The sequence below is a fragment of the Thermosynechococcus sp. genome, assembly GCF_025999095.1.
In the GTDB taxonomy this organism is placed as follows: Bacteria; Cyanobacteriota; Cyanobacteriia; order Thermosynechococcales; family Thermosynechococcaceae; genus Thermosynechococcus.
This window is the reverse complement of record NZ_AP024678.1, coordinates 1,393,009-1,415,481: the sequence shown is the minus strand read 5'-3', so window position 1 is coordinate 1,415,481 and position 22,473 is coordinate 1,393,009. Positions and strand designations below refer to the sequence as shown.

General features: G+C 54.6%; 15 protein-coding genes, 1 other RNA gene and 1 pseudogene. 11 read left to right on the top strand and 6 right to left on the bottom strand.

Annotated features, from left to right (window positions below; genetic code table 11):
- Positions 1 to 114 precede the first annotated feature (114 nt).
- Complete coding sequence (locus Q0W94_RS06935; protein ID WP_297757040.1) at positions 115 to 240, top strand: hypothetical protein; 126 nt, start codon at positions 115 to 117, stop codon at positions 238 to 240.
- Between the two features lie 108 nt (positions 241 to 348).
- On the opposite strand, the gene Q0W94_RS06930 is transcribed toward Q0W94_RS06935, so the two are convergent.
- The 6 genes from Q0W94_RS06930 to miaA all read right to left on the bottom strand — a co-directional run bounded on the left by Q0W94_RS06930 (position 349) and on the right by miaA (position 6,785).
- Positions 349 to 2,118: an ABC transporter ATP-binding protein gene (locus Q0W94_RS06930; RefSeq protein WP_297757037.1), complete on the bottom strand. Its 1,770-nt coding sequence runs from the start codon at positions 2,116 to 2,118 to the stop codon at positions 349 to 351.
- A gap of 27 nt (positions 2,119 to 2,145) precedes the next feature.
- Entirely contained in the window at positions 2,146 to 2,499 is a 354-nt protein-coding gene (locus Q0W94_RS06925; protein ID WP_297757034.1) for a hypothetical protein, read from the bottom strand.
- A gap of 45 nt (positions 2,500 to 2,544) precedes the next feature.
- Positions 2,545 to 2,934 (bottom strand): YkgJ family cysteine cluster protein, encoded by a 390-nt coding sequence (locus tag Q0W94_RS06920; RefSeq protein ID WP_297757031.1) that lies wholly within the window; start codon positions 2,932 to 2,934, stop codon positions 2,545 to 2,547.
- Between the two features lie 17 nt (positions 2,935 to 2,951).
- Positions 2,952 to 4,982 carry a ribonuclease catalytic domain-containing protein gene (locus Q0W94_RS06915; RefSeq protein ID WP_297757028.1) on the bottom strand — a complete coding sequence of 677 codons (2,031 nt, stop codon included), beginning with the start codon at positions 4,980 to 4,982 and terminating at the stop codon, positions 2,952 to 2,954.
- 38 nt (positions 4,983 to 5,020) lie between these two features.
- The gene (locus Q0W94_RS06910) at positions 5,021 to 5,452 is read right to left on the bottom strand and encodes a resolvase (protein WP_297757025.1); all 432 of its coding nucleotides are present in this window, start codon (positions 5,450 to 5,452) and stop codon (positions 5,021 to 5,023) included.
- 415 nt (positions 5,453 to 5,867) lie between these two features.
- Positions 5,868 to 6,785 (bottom strand): tRNA (adenosine(37)-N6)-dimethylallyltransferase MiaA, encoded by a 918-nt coding sequence (gene miaA, locus Q0W94_RS06905; RefSeq protein ID WP_297757022.1) that lies wholly within the window; start codon positions 6,783 to 6,785, stop codon positions 5,868 to 5,870.
- 126 nt (positions 6,786 to 6,911) lie between these two features.
- Between miaA and gyrB the strand changes: the two genes are divergently transcribed.
- The 10 genes and pseudogenes from gyrB to Q0W94_RS06845 all read left to right on the top strand — a co-directional run bounded on the left by gyrB (position 6,912) and on the right by Q0W94_RS06845 (position 22,465).
- Positions 6,912 to 8,834 carry a DNA topoisomerase (ATP-hydrolyzing) subunit B gene (gyrB, locus tag Q0W94_RS06900; RefSeq protein ID WP_297757020.1) on the top strand — a complete coding sequence of 641 codons (1,923 nt, stop codon included), beginning with the start codon at positions 6,912 to 6,914 and terminating at the stop codon, positions 8,832 to 8,834.
- Between the two features lie 37 nt (positions 8,835 to 8,871).
- Positions 8,872 to 9,058, top strand: a non-coding RNA gene (gene ssrS / locus Q0W94_RS06895) — 6S RNA.
- Between the two features lie 10 nt (positions 9,059 to 9,068).
- Positions 9,069 to 9,656: a pseudouridine synthase gene (locus tag Q0W94_RS06890; protein WP_297757017.1), complete on the top strand. Its 588-nt coding sequence runs from the start codon at positions 9,069 to 9,071 to the stop codon at positions 9,654 to 9,656.
- An 86-nt stretch (positions 9,657 to 9,742) separates the two neighbouring features.
- Positions 9,743 to 10,120 carry a biotin/lipoyl-binding protein gene (locus Q0W94_RS06885; protein ID WP_297757014.1) on the top strand — a complete coding sequence of 126 codons (378 nt, stop codon included), beginning with the start codon at positions 9,743 to 9,745 and terminating at the stop codon, positions 10,118 to 10,120.
- Positions 10,080 to 10,910: an HlyD family efflux transporter periplasmic adaptor subunit gene (locus Q0W94_RS06880; protein WP_297757011.1), complete on the top strand. Its 831-nt coding sequence runs from the start codon at positions 10,080 to 10,082 to the stop codon at positions 10,908 to 10,910. Before Q0W94_RS06885 ends, Q0W94_RS06880 begins: the two co-directional genes overlap by 41 nt.
- Positions 10,911 to 10,919: 9 nt before the next feature.
- Positions 10,920 to 12,079: pseudogene (gene devC, locus Q0W94_RS12285) on the top strand (ABC transporter permease DevC).
- Positions 12,080 to 12,088: 9 nt separating this feature from the next.
- Complete coding sequence (locus tag Q0W94_RS06860; protein WP_297757001.1) at positions 12,089 to 12,784, top strand: DevA family ABC transporter ATP-binding protein; 696 nt, start codon at positions 12,089 to 12,091, stop codon at positions 12,782 to 12,784.
- A 406-nt stretch (positions 12,785 to 13,190) separates the two neighbouring features.
- A complete protein-coding gene (rpoB, locus tag Q0W94_RS06855; RefSeq protein ID WP_297756999.1) occupies positions 13,191 to 16,517 on the top strand; it encodes a DNA-directed RNA polymerase subunit beta in 3,327 nt (1,108 codons plus the stop codon).
- Positions 16,518 to 16,593: 76 nt separating this feature from the next.
- On the top strand, positions 16,594 to 18,462 hold the full coding sequence (locus Q0W94_RS06850) for a DNA-directed RNA polymerase subunit gamma (protein ID WP_297756997.1): 1,869 nt from the start codon (positions 16,594 to 16,596) through the stop codon (positions 18,460 to 18,462).
- 19 nt (positions 18,463 to 18,481) lie between these two features.
- Entirely contained in the window at positions 18,482 to 22,465 is a 3,984-nt protein-coding gene (locus Q0W94_RS06845) for a DNA-directed RNA polymerase subunit beta'' (RefSeq protein WP_297756993.1), read from the top strand.
- Positions 22,466 to 22,473 lie beyond the last annotated feature (8 nt).

Here is a 22,473-nt window from a genome sequence, read left to right as displayed (position 1 = left end):
GGGGGGAATTTCTATGGCAGAGGGTGGCCCCGCGGTTGCCAATGCCGACAGCAAACTTGATAGAAAAGGAACTGTTTAAGCCTTATCTCATTTTCCGTACTCTGGAGGAGTTCTATGAAATCCCTTTATAAGCTTGCCGCCTTGGGCTTAATTTTAGTGGGTTTTTCGACCACACTGGTTGCCTGTGGGGGTGGCGGTGGTACGACCGATAACCAAGCACCGGCAGGAGAATCTCCCTAGTCCGCAAGCCCCAGGGCAGTAGTTCCCTTGAACCCTTCCTAGATATATATTGCTAAAACCAGCGGGGGCGCCGATTTGCTTTGGAGGGATATCCAGTTGATGACGCCCCTAGGCAAGGGAGCGTTCCAACTGATACTGCTCCCAAAGGAATTGATACAGTCCCTTGGTGGCCACTAGTTCATTGTGGGTTCCCTGTTGAACAATCCGCCCTTTGTCCATGACAAGAATGCGATCGCAGGTTGCTGCTGCCGAGAGTTGATGGGAAATAAAGAGCACTGTGCGTGTGCGCTGTTGCTGCCGCAGTGCCTGTAAAATTTGCTGAGCGGTTTGGTTATCCACACTGGCAAGGGCGTCATCTAAAACAAGGATGGGCGCTTCTACCAGCAGGGCACGGGCCAAAGCGGTTCGTTGTCGCTGTCCCCCCGAGAGGGTAATGCCCCGCTCCCCCACAAGGGTTTCGTACTGCTGGGGAAAGTTGAGAATTTCGTTGTGAATTTGGGCTTGGCTGGCAGCGGCAATGACCTTGAGTTCTGTGGCGTCAGGTTCGCCATAGCGAATGTTGTTTTTGATGGTGGTGCTAAAAAGAAAGCTTTCTTGGGGCACGTAGGCGATCGCCCCCCGCAGATCGGCAAGACGCAACCGTGTAATGTCAATGCCATCAAGGAAAATTTGATTGGGAGCAATCTCCAGCAAACGAGGCAGGGCACTGGCCAAGGTGGATTTGCCACAGCCAATGGGGCCAACGATCGCCACCATTTCCCCCGCTTGAATTTCAAAGCTGAGATGATTCAGGGCGGGAGTATGGCGAGTGGGGTAGGTAAAGGTTAAGTTTTGACAAAGCAGGTGACCACGGACGCGATCGCGGGGGAGGGCAAGGGCATCGGGGGCATCCTGAATGCGCGGTTCAACACTCAAAATTGCTTCAATACGGTCAATACTCACCTCCCCCCGTTGGTAGGTGGTAATCGTAAAGCCCAATAGCGCCGTCGGGAAAATTAGCCGCTCAATGTACAACAACAGGGCAATAAAATCCCCCACCTGAATGGTGTTGGCTGCAATCATGCGGCTGCCAAACCACAGTAGAATCAATAGACTAAAGCTGACCATCCCCCCCAAAAGCGGAAAGAGAATGTTGCGGGTTTTGGCCAGTACTAGGTTATTGCGCAGTAGGTCTTGATTTAACTGGTGAAATTGGCGTTGTTCATTGGCTTCTTGGCCATAGATTTTAATGAGGGCAATGCCACTCATGTCCTCTTGAATGAGATCGCTGAGTTCCGAGAGGCTTTGTTGCACCTCTAGCTGCTCTGCCCGCAGGCGATCGCTAAACGTTTGGACAATCAAGAGAACTGCTGGATAGACGGCGATCGCCCCTAAACTCAACCCCGGATGAATGGCCAGCATCACCGGCAGTGTCATACCGTAGGCAAAGACTGTGTTGACGGCACTCAAAAGCGCAAAGCCCACTAGCCGCCGAATGTTATCCACATCACTGGTGGCCCGGCTAATGAGATCGCCAGGGGTATTTTCCGCAAAGTAACTGGGTTCTAAACGCAACAGATGCTCAAAAAGCCGTTGCTTGAGGTCAAATTCCACCAATCGTCCGGCACCAAAGATCCACAGGCGCGAGGCCATGCGAATTAGCCACATCAAGGAAGCGAGGCCAAGCAGCAGCAGGGCATAGAACACCACCCGTTGAAAGTCAAACTTGTGCTGCAACTCATCAACGGCAGTGCCGATCAGCAGGGGCAAATAGGTCCCTAGGAGGTTGACAATGAAAAGCGCTGCAATGCCCCCCCAGATTTTGGTTTGGTGAGGACGCAGATAGGCCAGCAGGCGACGAAAACGGCCAGAGCGGCTAGCTTTAGGAAGAGTAACCATATCCTCAACCTAACAGATATTGCCCCCCTAGGGGGTAGCGCTTTCCAGAAATTGGTTGAGGTCTTCCATTAGATGATTTAGCTCTGCTTCACTCCTTAGGCAAATGCGCTCATCGCGTATCGTCAAAAGCACTTTAGCCGCGTAGGGGTTCGGCCAGATATTCGGATTACAAAACACTTCAAGGAAGACTTCGCCGACGTGCCGGTATTCCATGGCTGCTTGCGCGGACAAAGGCGTACCGCTGGCCTTGGCGCGGGCGATCGCCCGCATCCGTTCCATTAAGGCTTGCATCTCTTGCCGTAGAGCCTCTGCGGCTGGGCGCGAAAAGCAAAAATTTACCGAGCCTTCTACCAAGTTAACCCGCATCCACTGCTCGCTCATGGGCTCTGGCTGAACACACTTGCTGTCATTATAGAGGGCATTTTCTCAGTCCAAAGGTGGGGAATGGGCTTGGGGAGGATCTACGCTACGCCCGACTAGATATTCATAGCGCAGCAGTTCAAAACTCCGCTCACCGTAGCGATCGCTAATGTGTTCACAGCAACATTGCATGGCAAACTCATCCAGTTCCTCCGGCAGGATGCCGTACAGGTCCTCAAAAACCTCTGGGGTGACGCGGCAAAAGCGGGGGCGATTCTCATAGATACGACAGCGGCGGCTCAGGGGTTCAAAGTGAATACACCAGCCATCGGCACCAATGAGGGATTGGTAGAGGGCAAATTCCGCGTCATTGAGAATGGTGGGCACCTCTGGGCGATCGCTCAAATCAAGGTAACAGCAGGCTCCACACCCTTGCATACACTGCCACTTTTTCATGCTTTTAGTTCATGCTTTTAGGATAATGCGGCGGTTGCTGTGGGCATTGGTGTCGCAGCGGGCACCTCCTCCAGCCAAATTTGATCACTGCGGGGATCCACACGCGTGACGCGCACCAGCACAGACTCTCCCAAATTGGCCTGCCGTTGCAAGCGCATTGCCAGTTCCACCGCCAAATCCTCCAAGAGAACCAGTCCCAGCCCCTCCTCAGGACGCAACCAACGCAGTAAAATGCCCCGCCACACCGCCTCGCGATGCCGCCGCAGATACTCTAAGCACCAATAGCGGTTGGTTTGCCGCTCCACAAGGGAAGATTCCTGAACGGAAGACACCAGTCCCAAGAGAATTTCATTCAGTTGCTCGGGGGTTAGGGGTGGGGTTTCCCCCCGCAGGTGGGCTTTAATCTGACGGTGTGCCAGCAGATCCGTGTAGCGGCGAATGGGGGACGTCACTTGGCAGTAGGCAGCAAGGCCAAGGCTAGCATGGGGATTGGGTTGGGTACTCATTTCACTGCGGGGCATACAGCGGCGAATGGCACAGTCGCGCACTATTCCAGCGGGTAGTTGCAGCAATTCCTCCTCTGAAGGCAGGTCTGGCGGCGCTTGCGTGCGAAAGGGCAGTGGAATACCCTCACGGGCGCCAAAATGGGCAGCCACTTCACCGGCAAGAATCATCATTTCTGCCACTAGCTGGCGGGCGGGTGAATCATGGAGGGGCGAGATGTCCACCTGGTCACCAGCCACTTTAATGTTGGGTTCAGGGATATTGATGCGAATGGCGCCCCGTTGTTGTCGCCACTCACTGCGCCGCTGTCCCCATTGGGCGATCGCCAGCAGATCCGCTTCGCCGGTTACCCCTTGCTCCAAAATCATGTCTACATCGTCATAGCTGAGGCGATAGGTGGGACGAATCCAACTGGGGCAGATTTCATACTCAAGCACTTCGCCATTTTCCGCCAAAAGAACGCCAAAACTCAGGGCGCAACAGGTTTGTCCCGCCACCAAACTCATCGGACCTGTGGCTAACTCGGTGGGAAACATGGGAATCATCCCCGTCGGTAGATAGACCGTTGTGGCGCGGCGGCGAGCCTCCTGATCCAAGACATCATCCACCATCACCCAGCGGCTGGGATCGGCAATGTGAATCCAGAGCTTTTGGCGATCGCCGACGACTTCCAGGCTCAGGCCATCATCAATCTCTTGGGTGCTTTCATCGTCAATCGTGTAGACCTTAAGATGGGTAAGATCGCGGCGCAAAGGAGCGTCAATGTCCGTAGGGGGTGAGGTCAGGCGTTCATGGGCCACAGCAAGTACCTTGGCAGAAAATTCAACATCAATTTGACTACGGCGCAGAAAGAGATTTTCGTGCTCGGACCAAAGGCCGAGATCCACCAGCAGTTGGAATGCCCCTAGGGGTTGAGTAGGGCGCTTTAATTCACTGAGGAGGTCAATGGCAGCTTGGTGTTGGGCACTGGGTTCAATGGCTATAGCATAGCGCTCTAACTGCTCCAGGCGCTTGCGATCGCTGGCCGACCACTCCACAGCTTCGCCCCTAAGGGCTTGAGCTAAATGTTCGCGAAAGCTGACTTCTTCCGCCAGGCGTTGGGCTTCCCGCTGGCTTTGATGTTTGAGTTCTGCCACTTGAGCCGCTGGCCGAGGCTCGTAGGTTTCTCCCTTGAGCTTGAAATAGAAGCGATCCTCGCTAAGAAGATAGTAGGCGGCATAGCAGGCCACCGCCGATCGCTCCGAAAAAAGCAGCTCCGCTAGATCCGCCGGTGTAATGGCGCGGTTTTCCTCGCGGATAATTTCCCAAGCCACTTCTAAACTGTCGGCATCCAAGAGGGGCTGCACCTGCTGCCAAAATGCGGGAATCTCCTGGGGGCGAAACCGCTCCTCGGGCACCGTAAATGTGAGTTGGCGCGGATGAATGGTGTGGGCTTGCAGGTGCTGATCAATGGCAATCCAATGCTTTTTCCCTTCGGGGCGATCGATGACCGCCAAGCGACGCTGGTTATTGACCCGAAATTCAATGAGGGTGCCTTTCTCCACGGCTGCCGTGCTGTACTATAACCCGACAATTATAAAGTTTATTGCCTCTGACTGAGCAGCAGCGGATAGCCACAGTAGCGTTCCAGTAAAACGATAGCCACAATGTCGTCAATGGGGCGGGGGGGCACGCGCAACCCCTTGGGAATGAGCCGTTGCCAACTGCGGGGCGGAAAGAGTTGCCAATAGCGATCGCGGGCCTCTAGGGTACTATTGCGCTCATCCACTGGAATAATTTCCACAGCCAAAGCGGCTTGCAGTTGCTGCTGCCACCGGCGGGAGGTGGTTTGATTGCCTATAATCACCTGTTCAAAGGGATAGGCTTGGTGCCACTGCCGCACACAGGCGATCGCGCGATCGCTGGCCACCACCCCATGGCGCACTACTTCTTGACCAAGGGCAAGGGCTAGACCACACTTGTCTTGCCCCGGATCAAACCCCAAAAAATACTTGGTGCGACCCATTTCTGTCATTTGCTAGCGTGGAAAGGTTATTGAATTGGGAGCGATCGCCCTGTGAGCCTACCCACTGCGACCATCCGTCGTCTGTTGAATGTACCGCAAGTTGCCGCCGTTGGGGTGGGGGGCTCACAGTCTTGATAGTGACAACGACGAGCTCTTTGGTGCTGCTTGGCTCCATTTGCGGATTTCTCGACCGGTAATCGTCTTGAGTGTGTTTACAAGATGTGTTTACAAGATTTGATAGGGCCATCTTTGACAGCGATTCAACCATAGCTCACTTGCCGAAAGGACCGTAAAGGACAGTGATAGAGTATTTGGCCAAACGTTCCCGATATTCGCTTAGAAGCGGGGCTGGTTTGTGCGATCTGTGGATTCACAATCCTCAGATGGTATAGACACCACCTCGCGTCAGCAGCTGGGGTGAGCTTCATAGGGTTCCTGGGGATACTCTTAAGACGGCTTGAATCTCTGCGAGCTGTTCCTCTAGGGTTGTCCCTTGCAGCCAATGGATGCCAGGTTCGGCTCGGAACCATGTCCGCTGTCGTTTGGCAAATTGCTGGGTGTGCTGCACTGTGAGGGCAATGGCCTCTTCTAGGGAAATTTCTCGCCGCAGATATTGGCGCATTTCGCGGTAGCCTAGGGTGTCCAATAGGGGCAGTTCATCACCGTAGTGCGCTTGCAGTTGCCGAATTTCATCGAGCCAGCCCATGGCTAGCATCTGCTCAGTGCGGGCTTCGATACGGCGGCGCTGTTGTTGGCGATCGCCCCCCGGCAAAGCAAAGAACCAAATGGGATAGGAAGGGGGCTGTCGCCGTTGCTGCTGACTCAGGGGCACCCCAGTGGTGTAATAGACCTCTAAGGCTCGCAGGGTACGCACTGGATCGTGGGCATGGATCCGTTGCGCCGCCACAGGATCCACCTGCTGCAGCCACCGATAGCATTCCTGCTGACCCAGAGCCATCAATTGGGCCCGTAGATGCGGTTGCGGTGGAACTTGGGGCATCGTTAGCCCTTGGGTAATACTGCGGATGTACAGCCCCGTGCCGCCCACCAAGAGGGGCGTGATCCCTTGGGCGTGGTAGTGGGCAATCAGGGCTTGAGCCTGGGCTTGGTAAATCCCTAGGGTCAACCTATCGCGGGGGTCACAAATATCAATGAGGTGGTGGCGCACCTGCTGTTGCTGGGCTGGGGTGGGCTTGGCTGTGCCAATGTCAAAGCCGCGATAGACTTGGCGGGAATCGGCACTCAAAATGACGCTATGCAATTGCTGGGCAAGGGCGATCGCCAGCGCCGTTTTGCCTGTAGCCGTTGGCCCCCCAATAACAATTAGCCCTGCATCCCCCACTCAAATACAGCCTGAAAATTTCCTAGAATCGCCTATAACCCTTATGTGCTAAAATTTAGGTCAGATTTGACATTTAGGCAAGTGAAGACGCATTTGCCTCGATTCTATAGCAGTTAGGGAGTTGCCATGACCGCCGAGTATTCCTCTGCCCAGTTGCGGGTGCTCAAAGGCCTTGAACCCGTGCGGACACGACCGGGGATGTACATCGGCAGCACTGGCCCCAAGGGACTTCACCACTTGGTCTATGAAGTCGTGGACAACTCCGTTGATGAGGCCCTTGCCGGTTACTGCTCCACCATTTTAGTCCAGATCAATGCCGATGGCTCCGTCACGGTCACCGACAATGGGCGCGGCATTCCCACGGATATTCACCCCGATACAGGGGTTTCCGGCGTTGAAACCGTGATGACCGTTCTCCATGCCGGGGGCAAGTTTGGCGATGGTGGCTACAAAGTCTCAGGGGGGTTGCACGGGGTGGGGGTCTCTGTGGTGAATGCCCTCTCGGAATGGTTAGAGGTGACAGTCTGGCGCAATGGTTTTGTCCATCAGCAGCGCTACGAACGGGGGGTTCCCGTGACTCCCCTCAAAAAGACCCCGGATCCAGAGGAACGGCGCGGCACCGCCGTGACCTTTTTTCCCGATCGCCAGATTTTCACTGAAACGATTGAATTTGATGCCAAGGTGCTGATGACACGGCTGCGGGAACTCGCCTACCTCAATGCCGGCATTCGCATTGAATTTAAGGATTTGCGTGTCACTCCTCCCCTGGGTGAAACCTACTGCTATGAAGGCGGCATCCGTGAATATGTCCGCTACATGGTGCAGGAAAAGGAACCGCTGCACCCGGAGGTGATCTATATTCAGGGGGAGAAAAATGACGTACAGGTGGAGGCCGCCCTCCAGTGGTGTGCCGATGCCTATAGTGAAAATCTCCTCGGCTTTGCCAATAATATCCGCACCATTGATGGCGGTACCCACATGGAAGGGCTCAAGGCGGTGCTGACGCGGACCCTCAATGTCCTTGGTCGCAAGCGCAACAAACTCAAAGAAAACGATCCCAACCTTGCCGGGGAAAACATTCGCGAGGGCCTCACAGCCATTATTTCGGTAAAGGTGCCCAACCCTGAATTTGAAGGGCAAACAAAAACAAAGCTGGGCAATACAGAAGTCCGCGGCATTGTCGATGCCATTGTGGGCGAAGCCCTCACGGAGTACCTAGACTTTCATCCCAACATCACCGACACGATTTTGGAAAAAGCCATCCAAGCCTTTAATGCGGCAGAGGCAGCGCGGCGGGCACGGGAAATGGTACGGCGCAAGTCGGTGTTGGAGTCTTCAACGCTGCCAGGGAAATTAGCGGATTGCAGTTCACGGGATCCGGCGGTCTCGGAAATTTTCATTGTCGAAGGGGATTCTGCCGGTGGCAGTGCTAAACAGGGGCGCGATCGCCGATTCCAAGCAATTTTGCCGCTGCGGGGCAAGATTCTCAACATTGAAAAAACCGATGATGCCAAAATTTACAAGAATAACGAGGTGCAGTCTTTAATTACTGCCCTTGGTCTGGGGGTGAAGGGTGAGGAATTTGACCCTGCCAAGTTGCGCTACCACAAGATTATTCTCATGACAGATGCTGACGTAGATGGCTCCCATATCCGCACGTTGTTGTTGACCTTTTTCTACCGCTACCAGCAGGAGTTAGTGAACCAAGGGTTTGTCTATATTGCTTGCCCACCGCTGTATAAAGTGGAACGGGGCCGCCAGCACTTCTACTGCTATAGCGATCGCGAGCTGCAACAGCAGATTGCCTCCTTCCCAGAAAATGCCAACTACACCATCCAACGCTTTAAGGGTCTAGGGGAAATGATGCCAGAGCAATTGTGGGAAACGACGATGAACCCAGAAACCCGCATTCTCAAACGGGTGGAGATTGACGATGCCGCTGAGGCGGATCGCATTTTTACAATCCTCATGGGCGATCGCGTGGCACCTCGCCGCGAATTTATCGAGACCTATGGCCCACAGTTGGCGCTAGAGAACCTCGATATCTAAAGCTAGCCCCCAGAGTAGATGTGCTATAGTAGTTCTAGTTTAGCGGCGACGTTGGTGACTGCCGATATTGTTTTGTGATCTACAATTGCAAAACATTTGGGAATCAACACTGCGGGCGGCAGTAAACTGGTCCTTGAGCCAGAAACTTCTAAGTCTGCAGTTAGCATTCCCCCCTAGTCTTTACTAGGTCATAAACTGAGGTAAAACGGCGTCGCGGCTAAACTTTTCATAGCCATGAATTATCGCTATATTCTCTTGTACAAACCCTATCGGGTTCTGTGCCAGTTTCAAGATCAACAGGGGCGATCAACCCTCAAAGATTACGTTCCTATTCCTGATGTTTATCCCGCTGGCCGCCTAGACTACGACAGTGAAGGGCTAGTTCTGCTCACCAATGATGGCTGGTTACAACACCGCTTGACGGATCCTCGCTATGGTCATCCGCGCACCTACTGGGTACAGGTGGAAGGTGAACCCGATACAGCAGCCCTGACCCAATTAACAGCGGGGGTAGTGATCCAAGGCTATCGCACGCGACCCGCTCGTGTCGAGGTACTCGATCAGGACCCCCCCTTGCCGCCAAGGAATCCCCCCATTCGCTATCGCCGCCATATTCCCACGCAGTGGCTCAGTCTGACCCTCCGGGAGGGGCGCAATCGCCAAGTCCGCCGCATGACGGCTGCGGTAGGATTTCCCACACTGCGTTTAGTACGGGTAGCGATCGCCAACTTGCAATTGGGCGACCTTGCCCCCGGACAATGGCGGGAAATTTTGCCCTCAGAACGGCAAGCCCTTTGGCAATCCTGTGGTCGGCGACCTTAGCATTTCTTAATAACCTTCCATGTCTATACTATTAAGTAATGCTTAATTAGCGCTGATTGCACTGCATTGATTGACGAGGTCGTCCCATGGGACAGCCGTTTCTCAGCAAAATTGGTCGTCCATGGCTGATCGGGGGGGCGATCGCCATCGGATTAGGGAGCCTACTCCTGAGTTGGAACTATTGGCAGCAGCTGCAGCGAGCCCGTGAGGAACAAGCAATTCAAGCTGCCCTAGCCAACCCAATCAGCGATCGCATTACCGCCCTTGGTCGACTCGAGCCGGAAGGGGAAGTGGTGGCGGTGAGTGCCCCCTCGATGACGGAGCGATTGGGACAGTTGTTGGTACGCGAAGGCGATCGCGTGGTTGCCGGTCAACCCCTTGCCTATTTAGATACCTACCCGGAGCGCAAAGCCGAACGCAGACTTGGCCGCCAGTCAATTGCAGGAAGCCCGCCTACGCTATGAGGCCGAAACCCGCTTAGCCCTTGCCCAAATTAACGCCGAAGCCGAGCGACGGCGCGATCGCGCCAACGAACCCGCCATTGCCGCCATTGCCGCCCAGCAGGCCACCATTCAACGTATCCAAGCGGAACTCGCAACCGCCAATCGGGAATATCAGCGCTTTGCCCAACTCTTTGCCGATGGGGCAGTGTCGCAACAGGATCTCGACGATCGCACCGTCCGCGTCCGCAGCCTCCAGGAAGAACTGCGCAACGCTGAAGCTAACCTCGTTCGCTTGCAGGAGGAACGGCGTACAGAACTGGCCACAGCAACGGCTGAGATTGCCGCCGCTCAGGCGAATCTCGCCCGCGCCCAAACCCAAGTGCAACTCCTCTCAGCGCAACAGAATCTGCAAGTGGCAGAAGCCCGCCTCCAACGAACAATTATTCGGGCGCCGCGCCAGGGCCGCGTGCTGCGCATCCACACCCGTGCTGGCGAAAACATTAACGAACGAGGGATTCTGGAACTGGGCAACACCGATCAAATGTATGTCGTTGCTGAAGTCTATGAAACCGATGTGCCCCGGGTCCGTGTCGGGCAGCGGGCTGAAATCCGCAGTAGCGCCCTCAAGGCTCCCATTTCCGGCCGTGTGGCTCAAGTGGGTCTGATGGTTGCCAAGAATGACGTGACCGATACCGATCCAGCGGCAAAAACAGATGCCCGGGTTGTGGAAGTTAAAATTCGCCTTGATAACAGTGAACCGGTGGCAGGGCTGACCAATATGCAAGTGGAAGTGGCGATTGATCCGCGCTGAGGTGCCAGGATGGTTTTTGCAATTCCCTTGGCTTGGTTACAACTGATTCGCGAGCGAATTCGTCTTTTAGTGGCGATCGCGGGCATTGCCTTTGCGGTCGTACTCATGCTGATGCAGTTTGGCTTTCGCGATGCCCTCTTTCAAGGCAGCAGTGCGCTTCCACGAGAGCCTAAACACCGATATTGTGCTCATTAGTCCGCAATCCACGGCGCTGATTGCTATGCGCAGCTTCCCACGGCGGCGACTCTACCAAGCAGCCGGGCTTTGAAGGGGTCGAGTCTGTTTCTCCCCTTTACCTCAGTTTTGGTCTGTGGCGCAATCCCATTAAAAAAAGTACACGCCAACTGATGGTGATCGGGGTGGACCCGATGGCTGTCTCCATTGCCGTCTCCGATACCCCCCACTGGCAGGATGCCGTTAAGCTAGCGGATCACGTTCTTTTTGATGCCCAATCCCGCGCTGAGTTTGGCCCGATTCCAGAGCTATACCGCCAAGCGGCGAGCAGGTGACAACCGAAGTCTCGGGCCGCAAAATCACCGTGGCAGGCTTGTTTCGCATGGGAGCCAACTTTGGCGCCGATGGTAACTTGCTCACGAGCGATTTGAACTTTTTGCGGCTGTTCCCGGAACGCAATCCGGGGCTGATTGATGTGGGGCTCGTGCGGGTGCGGCCGGGGGTGAATACAAAGGCACTGGCACGGCGGATGAACGCCGCCCTTGGGAATGATGTGCTAGTGCTGACCCGCGAGGAGTTTGCTGAATTCGAGCGCAGCTACTGGGAAAAGAGTACCTCCATCGGGTTTATTTTCTCCCTCGGTGCCCTGATGGGATTTATCGTTGGCTCAGTGATTGTCTATCAAATTCTCTACACCGATGTCACGGATCACCTCGCCGAGTACGCCACCCTCAAGGCAATGGGCTATCGCGATGTCTTCTTCTATGGCGTGGTGATGCAGGAGTCCTTAATTCTCTCCTGTATGGGCTATGTGCCCGGCTTTATCGTTTCGTTTTTACTGTATATCGTTATTGCCAATGCCACCTCCCTGCCAGATTGGAATGACGGTGGAGCGGGCCAGTTTGGTCTTTACACTGACGGTGCTGATGTGTACCCTTTCGGGGGCGATCGCGATGCGGCGGATTCAAGCAGCTGATCCTGCCGATATTTTCTAGGATGGTGCTATGGAGCCAGTGATCCACATTCAAGGCCTCAATCACTATTTCGGTCAGGGGCAACTGCGCAAGCAAATTCTCTTTGATCTGCATGCTCGGGTTGAGGCGGGCGAAATTGTGATTATGACGGGGCCTTCGGGCTCGGGTAAAACAACACTTCTAACGCTGATTGGTGCCCTACGCTCGGCTCAGGAAGGCAGTCTGCGGGTGCTTGGTCAGGAACTACGGCATGCCACCAAAGAGCAGCAAATTCAAATCCGGCGACAAACGGGCTATATCTTCCAAGGCCACAATCTTCTCCATGCCTTGACGGCTCGCCAAAATGTGCAGATGGCGCTCGATTTGCAACCTCACCTGAGTCAACAGGAAGTCCGAGAACGAGTGGAAGCAATGCTCTGTGCCGTTGGCCTTGGAGAGCGCCTTGACTACTATCCCCATGAACTGTCGGGAGGGCAAAAGCAGCGGGTGGCGATCGCCCGCGCTCTAGTGGGACATCCAAAAATTGTGCTTGCCGATGAACCTACGGCTGCCCTCGATAAAAAATCCGGTCGCGATGTCGTGGAAATTATGCGCACCCTTGCCCGTGAACAGGGATGCACCATTTTAATCGTAACCCACGATAACCGTATTCTCGATGTTGCCGATCGCATTATTCACATGGAAGATGGCCGCCTCTCAGAAACCACCCTTGGGATTTCTGCCTAAGAACGCCATCCCAGGGCAGGCTGCAGCGGTGAAACTCGCCGATTCTCCCTTAGGTTCCCAACAGAGAGCCCTCATTGCCCTTTATAGACCCAAAGGAAAACAGCAAGCTGTCGAACCATTCATTGCTCGCCAACCTTGGAAACTGGACTCATGGGGTAGCAGCTCCAATTCCTCTCCGTGTCCTAGTGCTGAAACGTAGCAACTCTGTGTTATCGTCAGAGGTAGCAGCTTGCAAGCGCGGCAGTGGCACCTGTCAACTTTTCTCGTTTTCAACAGCTTCATTTTGCTAGACGTCTGCGGCAGCACCTTTTGCCGTTGGCGGAGCTTTTGGTGTGCTTGACAGGGCGACGCCTCTTTATTTATGATGCAAGATCCGCGTTTTAGCGATACCCTCTAGAGGATATACATGGCTAGTAATCAGATTTACACGCCACCCGCCTTTACCTTGCCAGACCTTGTCGAGATTCAGCGGGCCAGCTTCCGATGGTTTCTTGAAGAAGGACTCATTGAAGAGCTAGAGAGTTTCTCCCCTATTACTGATTATACCGGCAAAATTGAGTTGCACTTTTTGGCCAAAGACTACCGACTCAAGGAGCCAAAGTATACCGTAGATGAGGCCAAGCGGCGGGATGCCACCTACTCAATGCAAATGTATGTCCCAACTCGCCTCATTAACAAAGAAAACGGCAATATCATTGACCAGGATGTGTTCATTGGGGATCTACCCCTGATGACCGATCGCGGGACGTTTATTATCAATGGTGCAGAGCGCGTCATTGTCAACCAGATTGTCCGCAGTCCTGGTGTTTACTACAAATCAGAAACCGACAAAAATGGTCGCCGCACCTACAATGCCAGCCTGATTCCCAACCGGGGCGCTTGGCTGAAATTTGAAACTGATAAAAACAATCTGCTGTGGGTACGCATTGACAAAACCCGTAAGCTCTCGGCGCATGTTCTCCTCAAGGCCTTGGGATTAACCGATAGCGAAATCCTAGAGCGGTTGCGTCACCCCGAGTACTACCAAAAAACCGTTGAAAAAGAAGGCAAATTCTCTGAGGAAGACGCCCTCATTGAACTGTACAAAAAACTGCGTCCAGGGGAGCCGCCCACGGTTTCGGGGGGACAACAGTTGCTAGAGTCGCGCTTCTTTGATCCCAAGCGCTACGACCTTGGCCGGGTGGGTCGCTACAAGCTCAACCGCAAGTTGCAGTTAAATATTCCTGACTCGGTGCGCATTCTCACCCCCGAGGATATTCTTGCGGCCATTGATTATCTCATCAACCTAGAGTTTGACCTGGGAACGATTGATGACATTGACCACTTGGGCAACCGCCGTGTCCGTTCTGTCGGTGAGCTGCTGCAAAACCAAGTGCGCGTTGGCCTCAATCGCCTAGAGCGGATTATTCGCGAGCGGATGACGGTGTCTGACACGGATTCTTTGACGCCCACTTCACTGGTGAATCCGAAGCCCTTGGTGGCCGCCATTAAGGAATTCTTTGGCTCTAGCCAGCTTTCCCAGTTCATGGATCAAACCAACCCCCTCGCGGAACTGACCCATAAACGGCGCTTAAGTGCCCTAGGGCCCGGTGGTCTCACTCGGGAGCGGGCAGGCTTTGCTGTGCGGGATATTCACCCTAGCCACTATGGCCGCATCTGCCCCATTGAAACCCCTGAAGGCCCCAACGCTGGGTTGATTGGCTCCCTGGCTACCCATGCCCGTGTCAATGAATATGGCTTTATTGAGACGCCTTTCTATCCCGTGAAAGATGGTCGCGTCCTCAAGGATCAGCCTCCTATTTACATGACGGCTGACGAAGAGGATGATAAGCGGGTGGCGCCGGGGGATGTGCCCACCGATGAAAACGGTTACATCCTTGGTGATGTGGTACCTGTGCGCTATCGTCAAGATTTCACAACCACAACCCCTGATCAGGTGGACTACGTGGCGGTTTCGCCAGTGCAGATTATCTCTGTGGCTACATCCCTGATTCCCTTCCTAGAGCACGATGACGCCAACCGTGCCCTTATGGGCTCTAATATGCAGCGGCAGGCCGTTCCCCTGTTGCGCCCGCAGCGTCCTTTGGTGGGTACCGGCCTAGAGGCCCAAGCAGCCCGGGACTCTGGCATGGTGATTCTCAGCCAGACCAATGGCGTGGTCAGCTATGTGGATGCCAATCAAATTCGCGTCAAAACGGATAATGGCCCTGAGATTACCTACACGTTGCAAAAATACCAGCGCTCCAACCAAGATACGTGCTTGAATCAACGGCCGATTGTCTTTGTGGGCGATCGCGTGCAAGCGGGACAAGTCATTGCCGATGGTTCTGCCACCGAAGGGGGTGAACTTGCCCTTGGCCAGAACATCCTTGTGGCCTACATGCCTTGGGAAGGCTATAACTACGAAGACGCCATCCTAATTAGCGAACGGCTGGTGCAAGAGGATGTTTATACCTCTATCCACATTGAGAAATACGAGATTGAGGCGCGGCAAACCAAACTCGGTCCTGAGGAAATTACCCGCGAAGTGCCCAACGTCTCTGAAGAAGCCCTGCGGCAATTGGATGAAAACGGCATTATCCGCATCGGTGCCTTTGTAGAGGCAGGCGATATTCTGGTCGGTAAAGTCACCCCCAAAGGGGAATCGGATCAGCCCCCCGAAGAAAAACTGCTGCGTGCCATCTTTGGTGAAAAAGCGCGGGATGTGCGGGATAACTCCCTGCGGGTGCCCAATGGTGAAAAAGGTCGCGTTGTCGATGTGCGCGTCTTTACCCGTGAGCAAGGGGATGAGCTACCCCCCGGCGCCAATATGGTGGTGCGGGTTTATGTGGCCCAGAAGCGCAAAATTCAAGTGGGGGATAAAATGGCTGGTCGCCACGGCAATAAGGGGATTATTTCCCGCATTCTGCCGGTGGAGGATATGCCTTTCCTGCCCGATGGTCGCCCTGTGGATATTGTCCTCAATCCCTTGGGGGTGCCCTCACGGATGAATGTGGGGCAAGTCTATGAGTGTCTCTTGGGCTGGGCTGGAGAATGCCTTGGTCGTCGCTTCAAAATTACCCCCTTTGATGAAATGCACGGCAAGGAAAAATCCCGCGAAACAGTCCATGCCAAACTGCAAGAGGCCAGAGACGTCACGGGTCAAGATTGGGTCTTTAACCCTGAGAATCCCGGCAAAATGGTCGTCTATGATGGCCGCACGGGTGAACCCTTTGACCGACCAGTGACAGTGGGGATGGCCTATATGCTGAAGCTGGTCCACTTGGTGGACGATAAGATCCACGCCCGCTCCACCGGTCCCTACTCCTTGGTTACCCAACAGCCCCTCGGTGGTAAAGCCCAGCAAGGTGGTCAGCGCTTTGGCGAAATGGAGGTGTGGGCACTGGAGGCCTATGGTGCCGCCTATATTCTCCAAGAGTTACTGACGGTCAAGTCCGATGACATGCAAGGACGCAATGAAGCCCTCAATGCCATTGTGAAGGGGCAATCCATTCCACGACCGGGCACGCCCGAGTCCTTTAAGGTGCTGATGCGGGAGCTGCAATCCCTGTGCTTAGATATTTCTGTGCGCAAGGCCAGTATTCCCAGCTTTGAGGACGATGGCGAAATGAAACCTGACCCCGAGGTGGATTTGATGGTGGATGTCAGCCCTCGCCGTACGCCGGCACGACCCACTATTGACTACAGTGCCCTAGACGACACGGACGACAAAGAAGGGGCAACGACATTCTAAACACTCAGAACTGAGTCAGCTTGTTTGGGGGCGATCGCCCCCCTGATCCATTTACTGCCAAAGGATTTGTGAGCTTATGCCCAGACTCGAGCAACGCTTTGATTATGTAAAAGTGTCTCTAGCCTCACCCGAGCGCATCATTCAGTGGGGACAGCGCACTCTCCCCAACGGTCAAGTGGTGGGCGAGGTAACCAAGCCAGAAACTATTAACTATCGCACCCTCAAACCGGAGATGGATGGCCTCTTCTGCGAGCGGATTTTTGGCCCTGCTAAGGATTGGGAGTGCCACTGCGGTAAGTACAAGCGGGTGCGCCATCGCGGCATTGTCTGCGAGCGCTGCGGCGTTGAAGTTACCGAATCACGGGTGCGCCGCCATCGCATGGGCTACATTAAGTTGGCTGCCCCAGTTACCCATGTCTGGTATCTGAAGGGGATTCCCAGCTACATGGCAATCCTGCTGGATATGCCCCTGCGGGATGTGGAGCAAATTGTCTATTTCAACTCCTATGTAGTCCTGGATCCAGGCAATCACCCTGGCCTCAGCTACAAGCAGCTCCTGAGTGAAGATCAGTGGCAGGAAATCGAAGAGGAAATCTATAGGGAGGACTCGGAGCTAGAAGGTGTTGAGGTGGGCATTGGGGCTGAAGCCATTCAACGCCTGCTGCGGGATTTGGATTTGCAAGCGGAGGCCGACCAACTGCGGCAGGAAATCCTCAACTCTAAGGGGCAAAAACGCGCCAAGCTCATCAAGCGCCTGCGGGTCATTGATAACTTTATTGCCACTGGCGCCAAGCCGGAATGGATGGTCTTGACCGTGATTCCCGTAATTCCACCGGATCTGCGGCCAATGGTGCAGTTAGATGGCGGGCGCTTTGCCACCTCTGACCTCAATGACTTATACCGCCGTGTCATTAACCGCAACAACCGCCTCGCCCGCCTACAAGAGATTCTGGCGCCTGAGATTATTGTCCGCAATGAGAAGCGAATGCTTCAGGAGGCGGTGGATGCCCTGATTGATAATGGTCGTCGTGGTCGCACGGTGGTGGGTGCCAATAACCGTCCTCTGAAGTCCCTGTCCGACATTATTGAGGGGAAACAGGGACGCTTCCGTCAAAACCTGCTTGGGAAACGGGTGGACTACTCCGGTCGGTCAGTGATTGTGGTCGGGCCAAAACTGCAAATGCACCAGTGTGGCCTGCCGCGGGAAATGGCGATTGAACTTTTTCAGCCCTTTGTGATTCACCGCTTGATTCGCCAACAAATTGTCAACAACATTAAGGCGGCCAAGCGCATGATCCAGCGCAATGATCCGCAAATTTGGGATGTGCTGGAGGAGGTCATTGAGGGTCACCCGGTGCTGCTCAACCGTGCGCCGACGCTCCACCGTTTGGGGATTCAGGCCTTTGAGCCGATTCTGGTGGAAGGGCGGGCGATTCAACTGCACCCCTTGGTGTGTCCTGCCTTCAACGCCGACTTTGACGGTGACCAAATGGCGGTGCACGTGCCCCTTTCGATTGAGGCCCAGGCGGAGGCGCGGATGCTGATGCTAGCCTCGAATAATATCCTGTCGCCGGCTACGGGCAAGCCAATTATTACCCCCAGCCAAGATATGGTTTTGGGCTGCTATTACTTGACGGCAGAAAATCCCAAGCTGCCAGATTATAGCGATCGCTACTATGCCAACTTCCAAGACGTGGTCATGGCCTACGAACAGGGGCACTTGCCTCTCCATGCCTTTGTCTGGGTCCGCTACGACGGTGAGGTCGAGGATGGCGACACCAGTGAACCCCAGATTACGACCTATGCAGATGGTTCCCGTTTGCTGGAGTATTCCCTGCGTCGGATCAAGGAGGATGCCAACGGTCAACGGATTTCCCAATACATCCGCACCACACCCGGTCGCATTATCTACAACCAAACGATTCAAGAAGCCCTAGCCAGTTAATTTGGGAGACCCCAACACCATGACTGAGAAAAAGCCTGTTTTCTTTAACCGCATCATTGACAAAAAAGGCTTGCGGGACCTGATTGCTTGGTCCTTTAGCAACTTTGGCACTGCCCGCACAGCGGAAATGGCCGACAAAATCAAAGACCTGGGCTTTCACTATGCCACCCGTGCCGGTGTCTCCATCAGTGTCGATGACCTGCTTGTGCCCCCCAAAAAACAGGAACTCCTCGAAGCGGCAGAAAAGGAAATTAAAACCGCTCAGGAGCGCTACTCGCGGGGGGAAATCACGGAGGTGGAACGCTTTCAAAAGGTGATTGACACCTGGAACAGCACAAACGAAGAACTGAAAAATGAGGTGGTGCGGCACTTCCGCAATACCGATGTCCTCAATTCCGTGTACATGATGGCTTTCTCCGGGGCGCGGGGGAACCTCTCGCAGGTGCGCCAGTTAGTGGGCATGCGGGGTTTGATGGCTAATCCCCAAGGAGAAATCATTGACCTGCCGATTAAAACCAACTTCCGCGAAGGCCTGACGGTGACGGAGTACATTATCTCCTCCTACGGTGCGCGCAAAGGACTGGTGGATACGGCCCTGCGGACGGCGGACTCCGGTTACTTGACCCGGCGCTTGGTGGATGTCTCCCAAGATGTGATTATCCGCGAAGAGGATTGTGAAACGGAGCGAGGCATTACGCTGCGCAGTATGACGGTAGGGGATAAGGTATTGCCGCTACAGGATCGTCTTTTGGGTCGGGTGGTGCTCAATGATGTCCGCCATCCGCAAACGGGCGAAGTGCTGGTGGCCAAAAATCAAGCCATCTCCGCTGATATCGCTAAGAAAATTGTTGAGGCTGGTATTGAAGAAGTGGTGGTGCGATCGCCCCTCACCTGCGAGGCCACTGGCTCTGTGTGTCGTCTTTGCTACGGCTGGAGCCTGGCCCATGCCCGACTGGTGGATATGGGAGAAGCGGTGGGCATTATTGCTGCTCAATCCATTGGCGAACCCGGGACGCAATTGACGATGCGCACGTTCCACACCGGCGGGGTGTTTACCGGCGAAGTGGCCCGCCAAGAGCGCGCTCCCTTTGCCGGCACGGTGCAGTACGGCAAGAAATTGCGGGTACGTCCCTACCGCACTCGCCACGGTGACGATGCCTTTATTGTCGAAACCGCTGGCAAGCTCGTGATCAAAGGCGCTCAGCAAAGTCAAGAATTCGACCTCTCCCAAGGGTCAATTGTGCTGGTGGCGGATGGCGAAACCGTCGAAGCGGGTCAATTATTGGCGGAAGTGGCACAGGCCTCCCGCAGTGTCCGTAAGTCCACGGAAAAAGTAACTAAGGATGTGGCCTCGGACTTGGCGGGTCAAGTGAAGTTCGTCAACCTCGAAGCGGAGGAGAAGCGCGATCGCCAAGGCACTACAACGCGCATTGCCCCCAAAGGTGGGTTGATTTGGGTACTGTCTGGGGAAGTGTATAATCTGCCCCCTGGTGCTGAGCCGGTTGTTAAGAATGGCGATCGCATTGCAGCGGGGGCCGTGCTTGCGGAAACCACTGTGAAAACCGAGCATGGAGGTGTGGTGCGTCTCCCTGAACAACAGGACAGCAAAGGCGGTCGCGAGGTGGAAATTATTACCGCTTCGGTGATGCTGGATAAAGCGAAGGTGCTCAAGGAAACGCAGCAGGGACGCGAGCACTACATTATTGAAACCGCCACTGGCCAGCGCTTTTCCCTGAAGGCAGCTCCCGGCACCAAAGTGGCCAATGGTCAAGTAGTAGCTGAGCTGATTGACGATCGCTACCACACCACAACGGGCGGTATCCTCAAATACGCCGACATCGAAGTGGCCAAAAAAGGTAAAGCCAAGCAGGGCTATGAAGTCCTTAAAGGGGGGACACTCCTGTGGATTCCCGAAGAAACCCATGAGGTGAACAAGGATATTTCCCTGCTGATGGTGGAGGACAACCAATACGTCGAAGCGGGGACGGAGGTTGTCAAGGATGTCTTCTGTCAAAACAGCGGTGTTGTCGAAGTCATCCAGAAAAACGACATCCTGCGGGAAATTATTATCAAGCCCGGTGAACTTCACCTTGTGGATGATCCGGAAGCCGCACGGCTAAAGCATGGCACGTTGGCCCGTCCCGGTGAGGAGGTCCTCCCCGGCCTTGTGGTCGAAACCCTCTCGCAAGTGGATTATCTGGAGGACACCCCCGAAGGACCAGCGATTCTGCTGCGCCCTGTTCAAGAATTTAGCGTTCCTGATGAGCCATCGGTACCCAGTCAAGACTCCAGTGATAGTTCAGGGCAGTCGATTCGCCTGCGGGCCGTACAGCGGTTGCCCTACAAACACGATGAGCGGGTCAAATCCGTTGATGGCGTTGATCTGCTGCGGACGCAGTTAGTCCTTGAAATTGGCAGCGAAGCCCCACAACTGGCTGCTGACATTGAAATTGTCACGGATGACGTGGATCCAGAAGCCCAGCGCCTCCAACTGGTGATTCTGGAGTCCTTGGTTATTCGCCGTGACATTGCTGCGGATCAAACCCAAGGGAGTACCTTTACCTCCCTTCTTGTCAAAGATGGTGATCACATTGGCCCCGGTGCTGTCGTTGCCCGCACGGACATTAAAGCCAAGCAAGCGGGTGAGGTGCAGGGGATCCTGCGCAGTGGCGAATCTGTTCGCCGCATTCTGGTCGTTACGGAGAGCGATCGCCTGCGGGTAGAGACCAATGGTGCCAAGCCCACCGTCAAAGTTGGCGATCTGGTGCGTCCCGGCGATGAACTGGCCAAGGGGGTCACTGCTCCCGAAACCGCCGCTGTCATGGCAGTGGCCGATGACCACGTGATCCTGCGCTTAGCCCGTCCCTACCTGGTCTCGCCAGGGGCAGTGCTGCAAATTGAGGAGGGCGACCTTGTGCAACGGGGGGACAACCTCGCGCTGTTGGTGTTTGAGCGGGCGAAAACGGGTGACATCATTCAGGGGTTACCTCGGATTGAAGAACTCCTTGAAGCTCGCCATCCCAAGGAAAAATGCGTGCTGGCGGTGCGCCCCGGCACCTGTCAAGTCACCTACAACAGTGACGACAGCGTAGAGATCAAAGTCATTGAAGAGGATGGCACGATTCAGGAATACCCTGTCTTGCCGGGTCAAAACCCCTTGGTGGTGGATGGTCAAAAGGTCAATCTTGCTGACCCCCTCACCGATGGTCCTGTGGATCCCCACGACATCCTCTCAATTTACTTTGAGTACTACAAACCCCAAGGGTTGCTCAAAGCTGCCCAAATTAGCCTTGAGAAGGTGCAATCCTTCTTGGTCAACGAGGTGCAGTCGGTGTATCTCAGCCAAGGTATTGAGATTGCCGATAAACACATTGAGGTGGTTGTCCGCCAGATGACCTCCAAGGTTCGGATTGACGATGCGGGCGATACCATCCTGCTCTCCGGTGAACTCATGACTCTGCGCCAGGCGGAACAAGCCAACGAACCCATGGCGCTTACCGGTGGTGCACCCGCCCAATATACCCCTGTCCTCTTAGGGATTACCAAGGCCTCCCTGAATACCGACAGCTTCATTTCAGCCGCTAGTTTCCAAGAGACGACACGGGTACTCACTGAAGCGGCCATTGAAGGCAAGTCCGATTGGCTGCGGGGACTCAAGGAAAACGTGATCATTGGCCGTCTCATCCCCGCGGGCACCGGCTTCAATAGCTACGAGGAAAGTAGCAACGGCGACGAAGAGTGGGAAGAGGGTGAAGATCGCCTGGGTCAAACCCACGTTATCAGCCCCGAACCCGAATCACCAAAGATGACGGTCAATGTGACTGCTGATCTCGGTGAAGATGTCCTCATTGATGATGAAACCGCACCCCACGTGATTGAAAAGATTACGGGAGGGGCTCGCGATTTTGAATTCGCCAGCAGTGATGTTGAGGATGAGGAGGATGAACTGGCAGACGAGGACGATGACTATGGGGATGATGATGAGGAGGAGGACGCCTTCTAACGAAAATT

What these genes read in the sequence shown, in the direction of transcription:
- Q0W94_RS06935 (WP_297757040.1), top strand. Translation starts at nt 115, where the DNA reads ATGAAATCCCTTTATAAGCTTGCCGCCTTGGGCTTAATTTTAGTGGGT.
- Q0W94_RS06850 (WP_297756997.1), top strand. Translation starts at nt 16,594, where the DNA reads ATGCCCAGACTCGAGCAACGCTTTGATTATGTAAAAGTGTCTCTAGCC.
- Q0W94_RS06845 (WP_297756993.1), top strand. Translation starts at nt 18,482, where the DNA reads ATGACTGAGAAAAAGCCTGTTTTCTTTAACCGCATCATTGACAAAAAA.
- Q0W94_RS06910 (WP_297757025.1), bottom strand. Translation starts at nt 5,452, where the DNA reads ATGACAGAAATGGGTCGCACCAAGTATTTTTTGGGGTTTGATCCGGGG.
- rpoB (WP_297756999.1), top strand. Translation starts at nt 13,191, where the DNA reads ATGGCTAGTAATCAGATTTACACGCCACCCGCCTTTACCTTGCCAGAC.
- Q0W94_RS06890 (WP_297757017.1), top strand. Translation starts at nt 9,069, where the DNA reads ATGAATTATCGCTATATTCTCTTGTACAAACCCTATCGGGTTCTGTGC.
- Q0W94_RS06920 (WP_297757031.1), bottom strand. Translation starts at nt 2,934, where the DNA reads ATGAAAAAGTGGCAGTGTATGCAAGGGTGTGGAGCCTGCTGTTACCTT.
- Q0W94_RS06885 (WP_297757014.1), top strand. Translation starts at nt 9,743, where the DNA reads ATGGGACAGCCGTTTCTCAGCAAAATTGGTCGTCCATGGCTGATCGGG.
- gyrB (WP_297757020.1), top strand. Translation starts at nt 6,912, where the DNA reads ATGACCGCCGAGTATTCCTCTGCCCAGTTGCGGGTGCTCAAAGGCCTT.
- Q0W94_RS06925 (WP_297757034.1), bottom strand. Translation starts at nt 2,499, where the DNA reads ATGAGCGAGCAGTGGATGCGGGTTAACTTGGTAGAAGGCTCGGTAAAT.
- Q0W94_RS06860 (WP_297757001.1), top strand. Translation starts at nt 12,089, where the DNA reads ATGGAGCCAGTGATCCACATTCAAGGCCTCAATCACTATTTCGGTCAG.
- Q0W94_RS06930 (WP_297757037.1), bottom strand. Translation starts at nt 2,118, where the DNA reads ATGGTTACTCTTCCTAAAGCTAGCCGCTCTGGCCGTTTTCGTCGCCTG.